General features: G+C 71.7%; 16 protein-coding genes. 13 read left to right on the top strand and 3 right to left on the bottom strand.

Annotated elements, in window-relative coordinates:
- The first annotated feature begins 230 nt into the window (after positions 1 to 230).
- The 7 genes from AMK10_RS03810 (at position 231) to AMK10_RS03840 (ending at position 6,152) form a co-directional block, all read left to right on the top strand.
- The gene (locus AMK10_RS03810; protein WP_158070862.1) at positions 231 to 1,805 is read left to right on the top strand and encodes a Flp family type IVb pilin; all 1,575 of its coding nucleotides are present in this window, start codon (positions 231 to 233) and stop codon (positions 1,803 to 1,805) included.
- Positions 1,802 to 2,677 carry a hypothetical protein gene (locus tag AMK10_RS03815; RefSeq protein WP_073744699.1) on the top strand — a complete coding sequence of 292 codons (876 nt, stop codon included), beginning with the start codon at positions 1,802 to 1,804 and terminating at the stop codon, positions 2,675 to 2,677. The genes AMK10_RS03810 and AMK10_RS03815 overlap by 4 nt, the downstream gene beginning before the upstream one ends.
- A gap of 9 nt (positions 2,678 to 2,686) precedes the next feature.
- Positions 2,687 to 3,064 carry a DUF7674 family protein gene (locus tag AMK10_RS03820; protein ID WP_079180606.1) on the top strand — a complete coding sequence of 126 codons (378 nt, stop codon included), beginning with the start codon at positions 2,687 to 2,689 and terminating at the stop codon, positions 3,062 to 3,064.
- 20 nt (positions 3,065 to 3,084) lie between these two features.
- The gene (locus AMK10_RS03825) at positions 3,085 to 3,357 is read left to right on the top strand and encodes a hypothetical protein (protein WP_073744701.1); all 273 of its coding nucleotides are present in this window, start codon (positions 3,085 to 3,087) and stop codon (positions 3,355 to 3,357) included.
- 174 nt (positions 3,358 to 3,531) lie between these two features.
- Positions 3,532 to 3,975 (top strand): hypothetical protein, encoded by a 444-nt coding sequence (locus AMK10_RS03830; protein ID WP_241839469.1) that lies wholly within the window; start codon positions 3,532 to 3,534, stop codon positions 3,973 to 3,975.
- Positions 3,976 to 4,094: 119 nt separating this feature from the next.
- A complete protein-coding gene (locus AMK10_RS03835) occupies positions 4,095 to 5,282 on the top strand; it encodes a hypothetical protein (protein WP_073744703.1) in 1,188 nt (395 codons plus the stop codon).
- 84 nt (positions 5,283 to 5,366) lie between these two features.
- Positions 5,367 to 6,152 carry a hypothetical protein gene (locus AMK10_RS03840; RefSeq protein WP_073744705.1) on the top strand — a complete coding sequence of 262 codons (786 nt, stop codon included), beginning with the start codon at positions 5,367 to 5,369 and terminating at the stop codon, positions 6,150 to 6,152.
- Here the strand turns inward: AMK10_RS03840 and AMK10_RS03845 are convergent.
- On the bottom strand, positions 6,124 to 6,513 hold the full coding sequence (locus tag AMK10_RS03845; protein ID WP_073744707.1) for a DUF192 domain-containing protein: 390 nt from the start codon (positions 6,511 to 6,513) through the stop codon (positions 6,124 to 6,126). The genes AMK10_RS03840 and AMK10_RS03845 overlap by 29 nt on opposite strands.
- A gap of 105 nt (positions 6,514 to 6,618) precedes the next feature.
- Here AMK10_RS03845 and AMK10_RS03850 point away from each other — a divergent pair, with 105 nt between their 5' ends.
- From AMK10_RS03850 to AMK10_RS03860, 3 genes are all read left to right on the top strand, one after another.
- A complete protein-coding gene (locus tag AMK10_RS03850) occupies positions 6,619 to 7,422 on the top strand; it encodes a prepilin peptidase (protein WP_073744709.1) in 804 nt (267 codons plus the stop codon).
- A 71-nt stretch (positions 7,423 to 7,493) separates the two neighbouring features.
- A complete protein-coding gene (locus AMK10_RS03855) occupies positions 7,494 to 8,330 on the top strand; it encodes a class I SAM-dependent methyltransferase (RefSeq protein ID WP_073744711.1) in 837 nt (278 codons plus the stop codon).
- 103 nt (positions 8,331 to 8,433) lie between these two features.
- Positions 8,434 to 8,889 carry a hypothetical protein gene (locus tag AMK10_RS03860; RefSeq protein WP_073744713.1) on the top strand — a complete coding sequence of 152 codons (456 nt, stop codon included), beginning with the start codon at positions 8,434 to 8,436 and terminating at the stop codon, positions 8,887 to 8,889.
- 64 nt (positions 8,890 to 8,953) lie between these two features.
- Here the strand turns inward: AMK10_RS03860 and AMK10_RS03865 are convergent, their stop codons facing one another.
- Both AMK10_RS03865 and mgrA read right to left on the bottom strand, forming a co-directional pair.
- Positions 8,954 to 10,132, bottom strand: a complete 1,179-nt coding sequence (locus tag AMK10_RS03865) for a winged helix DNA-binding domain-containing protein (protein WP_073744715.1) — start codon at positions 10,130 to 10,132, stop codon at positions 8,954 to 8,956.
- 311 nt (positions 10,133 to 10,443) lie between these two features.
- Positions 10,444 to 11,481 (bottom strand): L-glyceraldehyde 3-phosphate reductase, encoded by a 1,038-nt coding sequence (gene mgrA, locus AMK10_RS03870; RefSeq protein WP_073744717.1) that lies wholly within the window; start codon positions 11,479 to 11,481, stop codon positions 10,444 to 10,446.
- Between the two features lie 207 nt (positions 11,482 to 11,688).
- On the opposite strand from mgrA, the gene AMK10_RS03875 reads away from it, so the two are divergent.
- From AMK10_RS03875 to AMK10_RS03885, 3 genes are all read left to right on the top strand, one after another.
- Positions 11,689 to 12,450, top strand: a complete 762-nt coding sequence (locus AMK10_RS03875) for an isoprenyl transferase (protein ID WP_073744719.1) — start codon at positions 11,689 to 11,691, stop codon at positions 12,448 to 12,450.
- Between the two features lie 346 nt (positions 12,451 to 12,796).
- Entirely contained in the window at positions 12,797 to 14,095 is a 1,299-nt protein-coding gene (locus tag AMK10_RS03880; RefSeq protein ID WP_073744721.1) for a PhoH family protein, read from the top strand.
- Between the two features lie 389 nt (positions 14,096 to 14,484).
- Complete coding sequence (locus AMK10_RS03885; RefSeq protein WP_073744723.1) at positions 14,485 to 15,189, top strand: transglycosylase SLT domain-containing protein; 705 nt, start codon at positions 14,485 to 14,487, stop codon at positions 15,187 to 15,189.
- Positions 15,190 to 15,311 lie beyond the last annotated feature (122 nt).

Below are 15,311 nucleotides of genomic sequence, written 5' to 3' on the forward strand. Positions count from 1 at the left end.
GAAACCCTCGCACGGCGTGCCGAGCCCCCTCCGCCGGGTCCGGCACCCGAGACGACCGGGGGCGGGGCACCTTTGGGCGCGGCTTCCGCCGGTTTGGGTCCGGGGGCCCAAGACCGTTGCCCTGTGGGGTGGTTAGCGTCGGGGGTATGACTGGTCCGGGGGATGTGCGTGGTGGGTTGCGCCGTTGGTCGCGGGGGTGTGTGCCCCGGACGGGGGTGCGGTTGCTCGGGTTGCGCGGGTCGCGTCGGGGTGAGCGTGGTCAGGGTGCGATCGAGTATCTGGGTCTCGTGCTGGTGGTGGTGGCGATCGTCGGCGCTCTGGTGGCGACGGGGATCGGTGCGGAGCTGACGGAGAAGATCAGTGCGCAGGTCTGCCGGATCGGTGGCGGTGGTGGGTGTGGTGACGGCGGTGGGGACACGGATGTCACTGCGGATGGTCCGGCGGGTGAGGGTGATCCGGTTTCGGACGGTGGTGGGCCGAAGTCCCAGTCGCAGATTGATTACGACGCGGCGTTGAAGGATCTGCAGGACGCGCAGAAGGCGGAGAAGGACAGTTCGGACCAGGCGATCGAGGCGGCGAAGGAGCTGGCGAAGATCCTGGCGGACGAGCTGGGGATCACGGACGCTTTGGACTGCATCACCAAGGGGGACATGGGTGCGTGCACGGAGACGTTGATCAATGTGCTGTTGAGTCTGGTGGGTGGTGCGGTCGGGAAGCTCGCGGCGAAGTACGGGGCGCCGTGGAAGTGGAAGAAGGCCGTCGATCTGATCAAGAAGCTGAAGAAGCATGGCGGGGATCTTTATGACGGTCTGAAGAATCTGATCAAGAACCGTAAGAAGGTCAAGGACGCTCAGAAGAAGCTCGACGACGCGAAGGCGAAGCTCGACGCGGAGAAGAAGGACCCGCCCAAGAAGGACGACAAGCCGCGGACGTGCCCGGTCAGTCACAGCTTCCCGCCAGGCACCCCGGTACTCGTCGCGGACGGCAGGCGGGTTCCCATCGAGTCCCTGCGTGTGGGGGACACGGTGGTCGCCACCGATCCGGTGCGCGGTGTCTCCGCGGTGCGCCAGGTGTCGGAGACCTTCACCACCCACGACGACAAGCACTTCACCCGGCTGAGCACCTCGGCCGGCCGGATCACGGCCACCGACACGCACCCCTTCTGGCTCAACGGCCGGCAGGACTGGGTGGACGCCGGCGAGATCGTGGCCGGCGAACGCCTCCGGCTTCCCGACGGCAGGTCGCTCGTGGTGACGGGAGTCTCCCGCTACACGGAGCGGCAGACCACGCACGACCTCTCGATCGACGGCATCCACGCGTACTACGTCGGCATCGGCGCCGCCAGCGCGCTGGTGCACAACAACGACTGCGAGTTCGAGACCGACCCGAGCGTCAAGGGGCCCGCGGCCGGCAAGAAACTCAAGCCGCCGCATCCGAGGCACACCGTGGCGGGCGCGAGGAACGGCATGGTGAAGGAGAAGAACACCGTCATCCTCAAGGGCAACGAGGCCGACATCACCAACGACATCAAGGGCATCGCGGAAGGCAAGGGCAAGCTCGTCGACAACGGCAGCGCCTATGAGATCAACGGGCGCAAGTACGGCGTGGAGGAGAACGGCCGGACCTTCCCGATCTCCGGCAAGGGGCTCGTGGAACTCGACAGGAACGAGTACGCGGCGCTCAAGGAGATCGCCAAGGCGGGAGGCAAGACGGATTCGCCCGCTTTGACAAGGAACCCGCGCTTTGCTGACCATCCTGAGGTGGTGGAGAAGGCCAAGAAGGTTTACGACGGGACCTATTCATGACCGCGAGTTACACGTTCCTGACCGTGCACCGGCCCGCGCCGCACCTCATGGCGCCGGCGCTGGCCGGAGCACTCGGCGTACCGGCCACCGATGTGGATGTCGCCGACGAGGACGGGCAGGCGGACGACAGGAACTGGGACGCCCCGGTCCTGTGCTCCTACCACTCCGTGGCCGGGGACGTGGCGCTCGCCTGGGACGTGTCCGCCTCGGACGCGGTGGCGGCCCCGCCGGGCGAGGAGGAGGCGGCCCAACGGCTCGCCGGTGTACTCGGTACGACGGTCCTGTACCCCGCGCGGGAGAAGGCCCCTTCGGCGTACTGGGCGGTGGGTCCGGACGGGACGCCGACCCGGGCGCGTCTACTGGAGGGGGACGAGGATCCTCCGGTGCTGGTGGTCGACGCGGTCGAGGCCCCGATGGACCAGCTGCCGGGGGCCCGGGTCGAGGTGCTGGCCGAGATCCTGCGTGAGCAGCACGTGGAGACCCCGGTCACCGACGCCTACGCGGCGGCGAGTGACCCGCACGGCCGTGCGCCGGCCACCGGCAACGTGAACCGGGCGCGCGAGGCACTGCTGCTCTGGGAACGCCTCGTGCGCCGGATCGAGGCCGGATGGTCGCCGGGCGGGCACTACACCGCCGAGCTGTACGTCGAGGACCTGCGCACCCGGGACCGCCTGGAGGAGCTGGCCGGTATCGCGGGGCCCGAGCGGGAGCCGGTCGGCCGGGCCGTCGCGGAGCTCGACGAGGTGTTCCGGCAGGGCACCGAGAGCGACGACGGCGCGCTGCTCGGCCGCCTCACCCGCTCGGGTTCCGCCGTCGCCGACCGGGGCTGGTGGTGGCACCGGCGCCCGGTGCGGCTGCCGTGGGACGACTGAGGAGACGCCGTGGCCGGACGGGTGCCGACGACCGCGGACGTACAGCTGGTGCAGGATCTCGTCTCGCGGATCCCCGAGTTCGAGGATCTCTACGAGTCGCACGTGTTCAACGAGAACGGCACCGTGCTGCCCCACGTGTTCTTCTGGGACGTCACCCAGGAGACCGTGCGGTCCTACCTCGGCGCCGATGCCGACGCGCCCGACTGGCGCCGGACCTTCACGTTCCTGGAGGAGCAGAGCGCGCGCGGAGTGCCCGGCATCGACGAGGTGATCGACACCTCGTTCCTGGAGCACCTGCCCTTCCCGGGCAAGCCCGGACACGCGATCGTCGAGGAACTCGGTCCGGTGATGGCGGCGAAGTTCACGCGGATCCGGCCCTCCGGGTGACCTTGAGGGGCCGGGCCGCGGTGACCTCGCCGCCGTCCGAGGCGGATGCGGCTTCGCGCCTCGCGGCCCGGCTCCGTACGACCGTCCTGCATCCCGCGCCCGGAGCGCGGCCGTCGGTGTACCGGGCTGTCGGGCCGGACGGCCGGGCGACCAGGGCGCGTCTGCTGGAGGGCGAGGAGGAACCCCCGGTGCTCGTCGTGGACGCCGTCGAGGCCCCGATGGAGCACCTGCCGAGGGCCCGGGTCGAGGTGCTCACCGAGCTCTCGTACGAGGAGCGCCGGGAGGGGCGGTGAGAGCGTCCGCGGCTGAGCTCCCGGCGGGCCGGGACCGCTGAGGTCCCGGGTTGGGCCCCTGGGCCCAAGACGGGCGACCGCCGGGTCAATAACGTCTGCGCTGCAGGTGATCGACGCCCGTCCCGGCGCACCCCCACGGCGCCGGGCCGGGCCGCAACCGGAAGGTGACGGCGCGTGCCCACGGCTGAGCAACTGACGATGACCGACGAGGAGTCCCGGCTGCTCCAGCACGGGCTGATGGAATGGTGCGGACCCGCCCGGTGCACGGAGGAGTTCGCCGTGGCCATGGGTTTCGACAGCGCGGAGGACCTCAGCCGCCGTGGCATGTCGATCCGCAGCGCCCTCGCCGAGAAGGAGTCCCTGGACCCGATGGACTGGGCGCGGGCCCTGCTGGCGACCGAGATCGCCTTCGCCAGCGAGGTGGTCGGTTCCGGCTACGAGTGGTCCACCACGACCGGCTGGGCCGACGACAGCACGTTACGGGTCCTGCGTTCCGCACAGCTGAAGCTGATCCGCACGGTCGCCCCGCTGGTCGGCCGGGAGCTCGGCACCCGGCGCAACGCACACGCGGAAGTACTGCGAGCCGGAGGAGCACCTCCGCCCGGCCCGGCCCGGTGACCTGCACGACGCGAGGAGCACCTCCGCCCGGCCCGGCCCGGTGACCTGCACGACCTGAGCTGTGCCCCCGCCCGGCCCGGCTTGGTGGTCCGTACGGTCGCGGGACCATAATCGGCCGCATGCCCGATCAGCAGACGCGCCTCCGCCCGGCGGCGCCCGAACCACGCAGCACCCGGCACCGCGCCGCGGCACAGCTCGCCGTCGCGGCCCCCGCGCTGGGCGCCTACGCGGCGGTCCGGGCCGTCGGGCTCCTCGTCTTCTGGGTGGCCGCGTCGGCCGCGGGGAAGGACGCGCCGCACCTGCTGGGCGGGCGCTGGGACTCCGTCTGGTACCAGCGGATCGCCGAGAACGGCTACGGCTGGACCGCCACCCTCCCCGACGGCACCGTCCACCCCGACCTGGCGTTCTTCCCGCTCCTCCCGGCCCTGGAACGCGGCCTCGCCACGGTCACCCCGCTCACCCCGCAGAGCGCCGGAATCACGATCGCCTGGATCGCCGGGCTCGTCGCGGCCTGGGGGATCTTCGCCGTCGGGGCCAGGCTGCACGGGCGGCGCACCGGGGTGCTCCTGGCCGCGCTGTGGGGCGCGTACCCGACCGCGTTCGTGCAGTCGATGGCGTACACCGAGACCCTGTTCACCGCGCTCGCCGCATGGTCCCTGTACGCCGTGCTCAAGGACCGCTGGATCACCGCGGGCGCGCTCTGCGTGCTCGCCGGGCTGACCCGGCCGTCGGCCGCCGCGCTCATCGCGGCCCTCGCGCTCACCGCCGCCGCCGTCCTCGTACGCGACAGCGGGCGGGGCGACCGGCAGGGCCTGCTCCGGCGCAACGCGCGCATGCTGCTCGGGGTCTGCCTGGCGCCGCTGGGCTGGCTGGCGTACGTGGTGTTCGTCGGCGTACGGCAGGGCAGCCCCCTCGCGTACTTCGAGGTGCAGGCGCAGTGGGGCAACAGCATCGACGGCGGCCGGGCGCTCGCCGCGTTCATCCTCGGTCTGCCGCTGCCGGCCGCCCTGGGGCTGTGCGCGGCCCTCGGACTGCTCGGCTGGCTCGTCCTCCTGTGCGTACGGCAGCGCCAGCCGCTGCCCGTGCTCGTCTACGGCATCGGGATCGTCGTCATCTCGCTCATCGGCTCCGGCTACTTCGGCTCACGGCCGCGCCTGATGATGCCCGCCTTCCCGCTGCTCCTGCCGCCGGCCGTCGCGCTGGCACGACTGCGTACGACGGCGCGCACGGCCACGGTCGTCGCCGCTCTGGCCCTCGCCTCCGCCGCCTACGGGGCATGGACGCTGCTGGGGCCGGGGCCGCCGTGAGTTGGGTCCACGGACCCACGCGCCGGGGGCATCCCGGTTGTTAGCGTGCTCATCCGGTGCACAGCGGGTCAGGAGCGGTGAGCGATGAAGGTACGTACCACTGTCGTGGCGACGAGCGCGCTCGTCCTCTGCCTGGCGGCCACCGGCTGTGGCCCGGAGGGCGGCGAGGACAAGGGCCCGGACAAGAAGGCCGCCGCCTCGCAGAAGGCGGACCCCGGCACCGAGTCCGCCGGCGGCACCGGAACCGCCGCGCCCGATGCCTCCTCCGCCGCCCCGAAGCCCAGCAGCAGCGGCAAAACGCTCACCGAGGCCGAACTCGCCGAGGTGGCCCTGAAGACGGGCGAGCTGCCGGACTACGCGATCGCCCCGCTGGAGGGCGCCGACGAACGAGGCACCGAGGAGTCCGAGGACGAGGCCTGCCGGCCGATCACCGCGATCATCAACGGCTCGCCCGAACCCGCCCCCACGGCCACCGTCTTCCGTACGGCGATGGACACCACCGAGGAGGGCAAGGACGACCAGACCGTCGTCACCGAGATCCTCACCTCCCACCCCGCCGGCGGCGCAGAGGAACTGCTCAGCTCGGTCCGGGCCGCCGTGAAGGCCTGCGCCGGCGGGTTCCGCGCGACGAGCCAGGACGGGCCGTCCACCTACACGGCGGTCAAGGCGCTGTCCGCGCCCCGGGCGGGGCAGGACTCGTTCGCCTACCAGGTGACGGGCAGCCTGGCCGGGGCCAAGGTCCCGCTCGTCTTCCACCTCGTACGGACCGGGTCGACGGTCGTCACCTTCTACGCGGCGGACTTCCTCACGGCGAAGACCCCTGAGATCCCCGCCTCCCTCGTCACCGCACAGGCGGCGAAACTTCCGTGACGGGCACGGAGACCCGCACCCGGGTCCCCGGCCGCAGCCCCCACCGCTCCATCGCCCCGGCCTCCGACTCCACCACATGACGGGCACGGAGCCTGGGCAGCCCGAGGCGGCCCGGCTTCATCGTGCGGACCGCCAGGACGTTGAACTTCCGGTCCAGATAGGCCACATCGATGGTGAACCGCATCCGGAAGGTGTGCACACTCCCGCACGGTGTGATCAACAGCGCCCCGTCGACGCCGTCCACCCCGAGCAGGCCCCGCGTCCGCGCCCGGTAGGAGGCGGCGATGCGCAGCGGCACCTCCCGCACGTCCTCGTCCGTTCCGACCGTCAGTGTCCCGCTGCCGTCGCGCCATTTCCCCATGGGCACAGACCGTAGACCCCCGAGGCGCACTCTGGGTCCGGAACGGCCCGCAGTGGGCCCCAGGGCCCAAGACCCCGCAGCACGGGGCGGATTAGGGTCGGCGCCGTGGACGCCACCCTCATCGCGGTCGCCGTGCTCTGGGGCGCCGCCGCCGGACTGCTGCTCCCGCGCGCCGCCTACCGCTTCTCCGTGGAGCCCGAGGAGCCCTGGCGGGACGCCTGCCCGGCCGGGCACGCGTTCACGGGACCCGCGCGCGGCTGGCTCGGCACGACCCGGTGCGCGACCTGCGCCGTGACCGTCCCCGCGCTGCCCGGCGCCCCGGCACCCGAGGACCCCGGGGCACGCCCGGCACCGGCCCGGCCGCGCCGCTACGCCCCCGGAGCCGTCGCCCCGGCGGTCACCGTGCTCGCCTGCGCGGCCCTCGCCGCCGCCACCGGCCTCCGGCCGGAGGCCGTCGTCTGGCTGCTGCTGGCGCCCGTCGCCGTACTCCTCGCCGTCATCGACCGCCGGGTCCACCGGCTGCCCGACCGGCTGACCCTGCCCCTCGCCGGAGCGGCAGCCGTGCTCCTGGGGTGCGCCGCGCTGCTGCCCGAGCACGGCGGGTCCTGGACCACGGCCCTCCTCGGAGGAGCGGCGCTCGGCGGCTTCTACTTCCTGCTCTTCCTGATCAACCCCACCGGCATGGGCTTCGGCGACGTGAAGCTCGCCCTCGCGCTGGGGGTGGCACTCGGCTGGTACGGCTGGGCGGTGCTGTGCGCGGGCGGTTTCGCGGGCTTCCTCTTCGGCGCGCTGTACGGGGCCGGACTGATGCTGTTGCGAAGGGCCGGGCGCAGGACGGGCATCCCGTTCGGCCCCTTCATGATCGCCGGAGCGCTCGTCGGTCTGCTGTTCGGGGGCCTCGCCGCTTGAGCCTCACCATGCGCACGGACGTACGGAATATCCGGTCGCGCGGGGCGGCGGGAGGCTGCCACGCTGCCCTGATGACCCCATCGCCCGCATCCTCCGGCCCCTCGTCCTCCTCCGCCGCCTCCACGTCGGACGAGCGCTTCGACGCCCTCGTCGCGGAGGCCGTCTCCGTCTCCGTCGAGGGCTGGGACTTCTCCTGGTTCGAGGGCCGGGCCACCGAGGAGCGGCCCTCGTGGGGGTACGCACGGGCCATGGCGGGCCGCCTGGCGCGCGCCCGCGCCGCGCTGGACATCGACACCGGCGGAGGCGAGGTCCTCGCCTCCGCGCCCGTGCTGCCGCCGCTGACCGTGGCCACCGAGTCCTGGCCGCCGAACATCGCCCGCGCCACCGCGCTGCTCCACCCGCGCGGCGCGGCCGTCGTCGCGTGCGGGGAGGGATCGCCGCTGCCGTTCGGAGACCGTGCCTTCGACCTCGTCGTCAGCCGGCACCCGGTGACGACCTGGTGGGAGGAGATCGCCCGGGTGCTGGCCCCCGGAGGCACGTACTTCTCCCAACAGGTCGGCCCCGCCAGCGTCTTCGAGCTCATCGAGTACTTCCTCGGCCCCCGCACCCCCGAGGAGCGCGACGCGCGGGATCCCGGGCGCGCGCGCAGGGGCGCGGAGGCGGCCGGTCTGGAGGTGACGGACCTGCGGGCCGAGCGGCTGCGCATCGAGTTCCACGACATCGGCGCCGTCGTCCACTTCCTGCGCAAGGTCATCTGGATGGTGCCGGGATTCACCGTCGCGGAGTACCTGCCCCAACTCCGCTCCCTGCACCGGCTCATCGAGGAGGAAGGACCGTTCGTCGCCCACAGCTCCCGGTTCCTCGTCGAGGCACGCAAACCGGAACATCCGCCAACAGGCCTACGCTGAAGGTCAATTCACAGGATCCGGGTGCAACGGCATCCCCTGCCCCTCCGTCCTACCCATGAGTAGTGCGACCCTGGTGGTTGAGCGCACAACGAAGGAGCAGGTCATGTCGGTGGGAAGGGAAATGCCGGGCGACGAGATCAGCCCGCCGGCGGGCCGGACGAGGCAGGGGAAGGCCGACTGGCTCACGGGGGCGCGGATCATCGCCGTCCATGGCCTGTTCTATCGGCCCGAGGGCCGCGCGGGGGAGCCGGAAGCCGTCGAATTCGTGCTGGAGGGCGGACAGTCGGTCCTGCTGACCTGTGCGTCCGACCACACGCTGAACATCACCTCCGGCGCCTGGCCCGGCCTCCCCGACTGGTGCGTGCCCGCGGGTCAGTGGCAGTTCGAGCAGCTGAGCCGTCTGCCGCTGCCCCCGTACGGCGGGGCGTGGACGGTCATCGGCACGCAGGAGCTGCGCGACGAGCACGGCGAGGTGTACGAAGCGGTGTTCCGGTGCGAGAACGGCGACTTCGTGGTCAAGGGCGGCGACACCGTGGCCATCCGCTTCGTGCGCCGCTGAGGCCGGGGGAGCGGGCCCCGCCGCCTGCGCCTCCGAGGCGAGGGGCGGCGGCCCGCCCCCCCCGCTACGCGTGCCCGCCCACCGTCACCTTTCCCACCGTCAGTTCCGGCGTCCCCTCCATCACTTCGCCGACCCGGGCCACCCGCTCCTCCAGCTCCCGGGTCCGGGCGCCGTCCAGGGCGGTCAGCGGCTCCACCGTCACCGCGATCCGCTTCCCCGAGCGCCGCTGGTGCCACACCCCCGCGACCTCACCGTCCACCAGCAGCACGGGGAAGTTCCCCGCCTGGCCGCCCGCCAGCGCGCGTTCGTACGCCGCGCCGGGGAAGAGCAGCTCGCGGGGCCTGGAGGCGATGGCGAACGCGTCGAAGTAGGGCAGCAGCCGCACCCCGCGCGGTGCCTTTGAGGGGAACCGGGTGTCGCCCGCCACCACCCAGGCCGGCCCGGAGCCTTCGAAGGCGACCTCCTCGATCGCGCCGGCCGAGGCCTGGTCCTCGAAGAGCTTCCCGGCCCAGCCGGCCGGCGCCGCGAGCCACCGGGCGAAGTGGCCCGGGGTCGCGGGACCGTAGGCGTGCAGATAGCGCCGCACGAGCGCCGCCGTGGCCTCGGGGCCGGGCAGCGGGCCGGTCCCGGGATTGGTGTACGTGGCCTTCCGGCCGCGGTTCGGCGCGTAGCAGAGGGCGCCGCGGTGGCCCGCGAGATGCATCACCTGGCGCCAGCGGGGCCACCACCCCTGGAAGGCGGGCATCACCGGATCGCCCGCCCAGGGGCCGGTGCGGGCGATCACCTCGTCGGAGAGCTCGTCGACCGTGAGCTCGGCGCCGGTCAGCGCGTCGGCCACGGCCGCCACGACGGCCTCGACCTGATCGGCAGTCATCCGGGCGTCCTTGGAGAGGCGGCCGGCGTCCCACGGCACCGCCGACAGGGCGCCGGTCCACATCGGGAGCTCCTCGGCGGGCAGCAGATGCACGGTGCCGCGCGGCCCGAACGTCTTGACGAGGCTCCGGTCGTCCCACAGCGCCGTACGCACGTCCGTACGGGTCGCACCGGGGGCCCGGAGCCCGATGGAGAGCTCGGCGGCGGACAGCACCTGCGCGTGCGCCCCGAGCATCGCGGAGACGGCGCGGGTGACACCCGGGGCGGCGCCACCGGCGGGCGGAACGCCGTCGGAGAGGTACTGCCGTTCCAGCCGGCGTGCGTTCGCCCGGGACCAGGTCACGGTGGCGGTGCGGGCTCGTGTCGTCATGGGCCGAACCTAGGACGTCAACAGGACGGGTCCTGTCCGCTACGGCGTACCGGACACGGCCGGAGCGCATCTCCGCAGCGCATTCCGGCGAATTCGGAGAGTAATTATTTTGTGGCGTGGCACGCAGCATCACTTACGAAGGGTTATGGTGGAAACCCCCCCTCGGGCCGGTCCGTAACCCCCCCCACGGACCGGCCCGTTTTTTGTGCCCGGGGTGTGGAGCGGATGTGCGGGCCCTGTGGACGAAGGCCGGTGTTCCCGCCCCCGCGCACCGGACGGCACACGGAAACGGGCGGCTCCCGAGGGCGCTCTCAGCCCCGGTTGGCCCAGATGTTGGTGCTCGCGGTGTCCACGGCGAAGGTGTCGATCTCCTTCAGCTCCTCGGCGGTCAGCGCCGGTGCGGCGAGCGCCGCCACGTTCTGCTCCAGCTGCTTCACACTCGACGCGCCGATCAGCGCCGACGTCATGCGGCTGTCACGCAGCACCCAGTTCAGCGCCAGCTGGGCGAGGGACTGGCCGCGGCCCCGCGCGATGTCGTTCAGCCCGCGCAGCCGGCGCACCATCTCGTCGGACAGCAGGCCCGGGTCCAGCGACTTGCCCTGGCTGGCCCGCGAACCCTCGGGGATGCCCGACAGGTACTTGTCCGTGAGCAGCCCCTGGGCGAGCGGAGCGAAGGAGATGCAGCCCATGCCGGCCGTCTCCAGCGTGTCGAGCAGCCCGTCCGACTCGATCCAGCGGTTGACCATCGAATAGGACGGCTGGTGGATCAGGGCGGGAACCCCCATCTCCTCGAGGATGCGGGCCGCCTCGGCGGTCTGCACCGCGTTGTAGGAGGACACGCCCGCGTACAGCGCCTTGCCCTGGCTCACGGCCGAGGCGAGCGCCCCCATCGTCTCCTCGAGCGGAGTGGCGGGGTCGAAGCGGTGGGAGTAGAAGATGTCGACGTGGTCGAGGCCCATCCGCTTCAGCGAGGCGTCGAGCGAGTTCAGCAGGTACTTGCGGGAGCCCCACTCGCCGTACGGGCCGGGGTGCATCCGGTAGCCCGCCTTCGTCGAGACGACGAGCTCGTCCCTGTACGGGGCGAAGTCCTGGCGGAGGAGCTTGCCGAAGTTCAGCTCGGCGGAGCCGGGCGGCGGGCCGTAGTTGTTGGCCAGGTCGAAGTGGGTCACACCCAGATCGAAGGCACGGCGCAGGATCGCCCGCTGGGAGTCCAGGCCGCGGTCGTCGCCGAAGTTGTGCCACAGACCGAGCGACACGGCGGGAAGCCTGAGCCCGCTGCGGCCGGTGCGGCGGTACTCCATGGAGTCGTAGCGCGACGCGTCGGGGAGGTAGGAGAGGGAATCAGTCACGTTTCACTCCTTATCACGGACTTGTGACAGGCCGGGTTGGGCCCCCGTGACCCGTCCGCAGTAATGTGGCCGCTTCGGGACATGCCGGTCCGCAGCGCGTCAGCGCGGTGCGCGGACCGCACGGTGATCCCCCGGGGGGCGGCCCCGGACCCCCGGCGAGGGGGAGGGCGGGCCTCGGGCCCGTACGGAACCGAGAGGGTGAACTCAGTGAACTTGCGCGACCTGGTGTACGGGCTCTACGCCCGCCGGGTGGAAGGCCGCCTGGATCACGAACAGGTGCCCAAGCACATCGGAGTCATCCTCGACGGCAACCGGCGGTGGGCGAAGGCGTCCGGCGGCTCCGCCGTGGAGGGGCACCAGGCAGGGGCGGACAAGATCTCCGAGCTGCTCGGCTGGTGCAGCGAGACGCAGGTCGAGGTCGTCACCCTCTGGCTGCTGTCCACGGACAACTTCGACCGGCCGGAGGCGGAGCTCATCCCGCTGCTCGGCATCATCGAGAACACCGTGCGCCAGCTGGCGGCCGACGGGCGCTGGCGCGTCCACCACGTCGGGACGCTCGACCTGCTGCCCGCGCGGACCCAGACCGTCCTGAAGGAGGCGGAGGAGGCCACGGCGGGCGTCGAGGGGATAATCGTCAACGTCGCCGTCGGCTACGGCGGGCGCCAGGAGATCGCCGACGCCGTGCGGTCCCTGCTGCTGGAGCACTCCTCCAAGGGCACGACCTTCGAGGAGCTCGCCGAGGTCGTCTCGACGGACCTGATCTCCGAGCACCTCTACACCCGCGGACAGCCCGACCCGGACCTCGTGATCCGTACCAGCGGGGAGCAGCGCCTCTCGGGCTTCATGCTCTGGCAGAGCGCCCATTCGGAGTACTACTTCTGCGAGGTCTTCTGGCCGGCCTTCCGCAAGGTCGACTTCCTGCGCGCCCTGCGTGACTACGCGGCGCGCCACCGGCGCTACGGGGCCTGACGGCACGAGGACGAGGGGGCCCGCCGGGCGCCCGGCGGGACACACCTTCTCGCAGGCCGGGGCATGGCTTCGCGTGTTCGAGGGAATACAGCTCTCAGGTCGATGTCCGGTCAGCAACCAGGCGGACGTCGCAACCAAGTGAGCGGCGCCCAGCCCGCTCGCCCGGGAGGCCCTTTGCACACGAAGGACCGCACGACATGCGGCCGACGCGGAGGGCCGGAGTTCGGCCCGCGCACGGGGCCCGAACCCGGTCCGTCCTCTCCCTTCGGGGGTTCCGCGACGCTCGTCGCACTCCCCGACCTCGTCCGAGGGGGTACGTCCTTCCGTGACCAGCACTAAGCGCCGCATGCCCGACCGGCGCACCTATGTTCTCGACACCAGCGTCCTGCTGGCCGACCCCAACGCCATGGCCCGCTTCGACGAGCACGAAGTCGTGCTGCCGATCGTGGTGGTCACGGAGCTGGAGGCCAAGAGGCACCACCCGGAGCTCGGATACTTCGCCCGGCAGGCCCTGCGCCTGCTGGACGACTTCCGGGTCCGGTACGGCCGGCTGGACGCCCCGATCCCGCTCGGGGATCTGGGCGGGTCGCTCCGTGTCGAACTCAACCATTCCGACCCCGGCGTACTGCCCGCCGGCTACCGGTTGGGGGACAACGACTCACGGATTCTCGCGGTCGCGCGCAATCTCCAGGCCGAGGGTTACGACGTCACGGTCGTCTCCAAGGACCTGCCGCTCCGCATCAAGGCGTCCTCGGTCGGCCTCCTCGCCGAGGAGTACCGCGCCGAACTCGCCATCACCGACTCCGGCTGGACCGGGATGTCGGAGCTCTCCCTCGCGGCCGAACAGGTCGACCTGCTCTTCAGCGAGGAGACGCTGTACGTCCCAGAGGCCGCCGAGTTCCCCGTGCACACCGGGCTGGTCCTCCAGTCCGAGCGCGGCAAGGCGCTCGGCAGGGTCACGGCCGAGGGCAACGTCCGTCTCGTGCGCGGGGACAGGGAGGCCTTCGGCATCCACGGCCGCAGCGCCGAGCAGCGCATCGCGCTCGATCTGCTCCTCGACCCGGACGTCGGGATCGTGTCCATGGGCGGCCGGGCGGGCACCGGCAAGTCCGCCCTGGCGCTCTGCGCGGGCCTGGAGGCCGTGCTGGAGCGCAGGCAGCACAAGAAGGTGATGGTCTTCCGGCCGCTGTACGCGGTCGGCGGGCAGGAGCTCGGCTATCTCCCCGGCAGCGAGGCCGAGAAGATGAGCCCCTGGGCGCAGGCCGTCTTCGACACGCTGTCGGCGGTCGCCGGGCGCGAGGTCATCGAAGAGGTGCTGGGGCGCGGGATGCTGGAGATCCTGCCGCTCACCCACATCCGGGGCCGCTCCCTCCACGACGCGTTCGTGATCGTGGACGAGGCGCAGTCGCTGGAGCGGAATGTCCTTCTGACCGTGTTGTCCCGGATCGGGGCGAATTCGCGTGTGGTGCTCACGCACGACGTGGCGCAGCGGGACAACCTCAGGGTCGGCCGGTACGACGGAGTCGTCGCCGTGGTCGAGAAACTGAAGGGGCATCCGCTCTTCGCGCACGTCACCCTCACCCGTTCCGAGCGCTCGCAGATCGCCGCGCTCGTGACCGAAATGCTGGAGGACGGTCACATCTGACCCGGTACACACCATAGATGCCGCCCGGCGAGCCAAGGAGCTTAGCCGGGCGGCATCGTGTTGCGCCGTCATTTCCGAAAAAGTTGTGCGCCAAACGAGGTGTGAGCTTTCACACGCAACACAGAATTGCAACGCGCCGTGTCCTTCCGGCAGAGTCTTGCTTCCGTCAGGCCCCGCATACGGCACTTGGGCACCTCCGAAGGCGCCCCGCACCACACAACTCAACAATCGCCGTCCGTATGCCGCCCGCGAGCACCACGCGGCGCTTCCGAGAGGAAGCCGCCCACCGGGCCCGTGCCTCCCGTGACCCATGCAGTAGGGAGGCCAGTGTCAGGGGCACGATCGCGCCCGCGAGGTCACCTAAGCGGGCGATGCTGGAAGGACACCGTGTGAGCCGGATCTCGGTCCGGGGGTTCGCAGTGGCATCGGCCACGGCGGTAACCACCGTAGGCGCCGTCGTGGGCGTTGCGTCGGGCAGCACTCCCGCTGTCGACGACAACAACTTCGAGGCGGCCGCAGCCGACACCACGCTGCTCGCAGACATCCCCGCGGGCCAGCAGGCCCAGGTGCAGACCGCTTCGCTGACGCAGCAGGCCGATGCCCAGGCATCAGCGGCCGACGCGGCGGCCAAGAAGTCCGCCGAGGAGACGGCCCGCATCCAGGCCGCCAAGGACGCCAAGTCGAAGAAGCAGGCGGCCGAGGACAAGCTGGAGGCGGAGCGCGAGGCCAAGGAAGCGGCCGAGCGCGCGAGCCGGGACTCCGTCCGGAGCGCCTCGTCGTTCTCGACGCAGAGCTCCTACAGCGTCGCCGAGGTCCAGGCCATGGCCCGCGCCATGATGCCGGCCGACCAGTTCCAGTGCTTCAGCAACATCGTGGAGCGCGAGTCGGGCTGGAACTACAAGGCGACCAACCCGTCTTCCGGGGCCTACGGCATCATGCAGGCGCTGCCCGGCTCCAAGATGGCGTCGGCGGGCGCGGACTGGCAGACCAACCCGGCCACCCAGATCAAGTGGGGCCTCAGCTACATGAACAGCGACCGCTACGGCAGCCCCTGCGCCGCCTGGTCGTTCTGGCAGGCCAACCACTGGTACTAGAACCCCGCGAGGTTCGCTCTCAACTCCGGGAAGCCCCGCACCGTCTCCTACGGTGCGGGGCTTCTCGCGTGTACGGTCGGACCCGGACCGCCCCCGGGGGGCGTGCGGGGAGCGGATGGGGG

Origin of the sequence: Streptomyces sp. CB02058, assembly GCF_001905505.1 — a bacterium.
Lineage (GTDB): Bacteria > Actinomycetota > Actinomycetes > Streptomycetales > Streptomycetaceae > Streptomyces.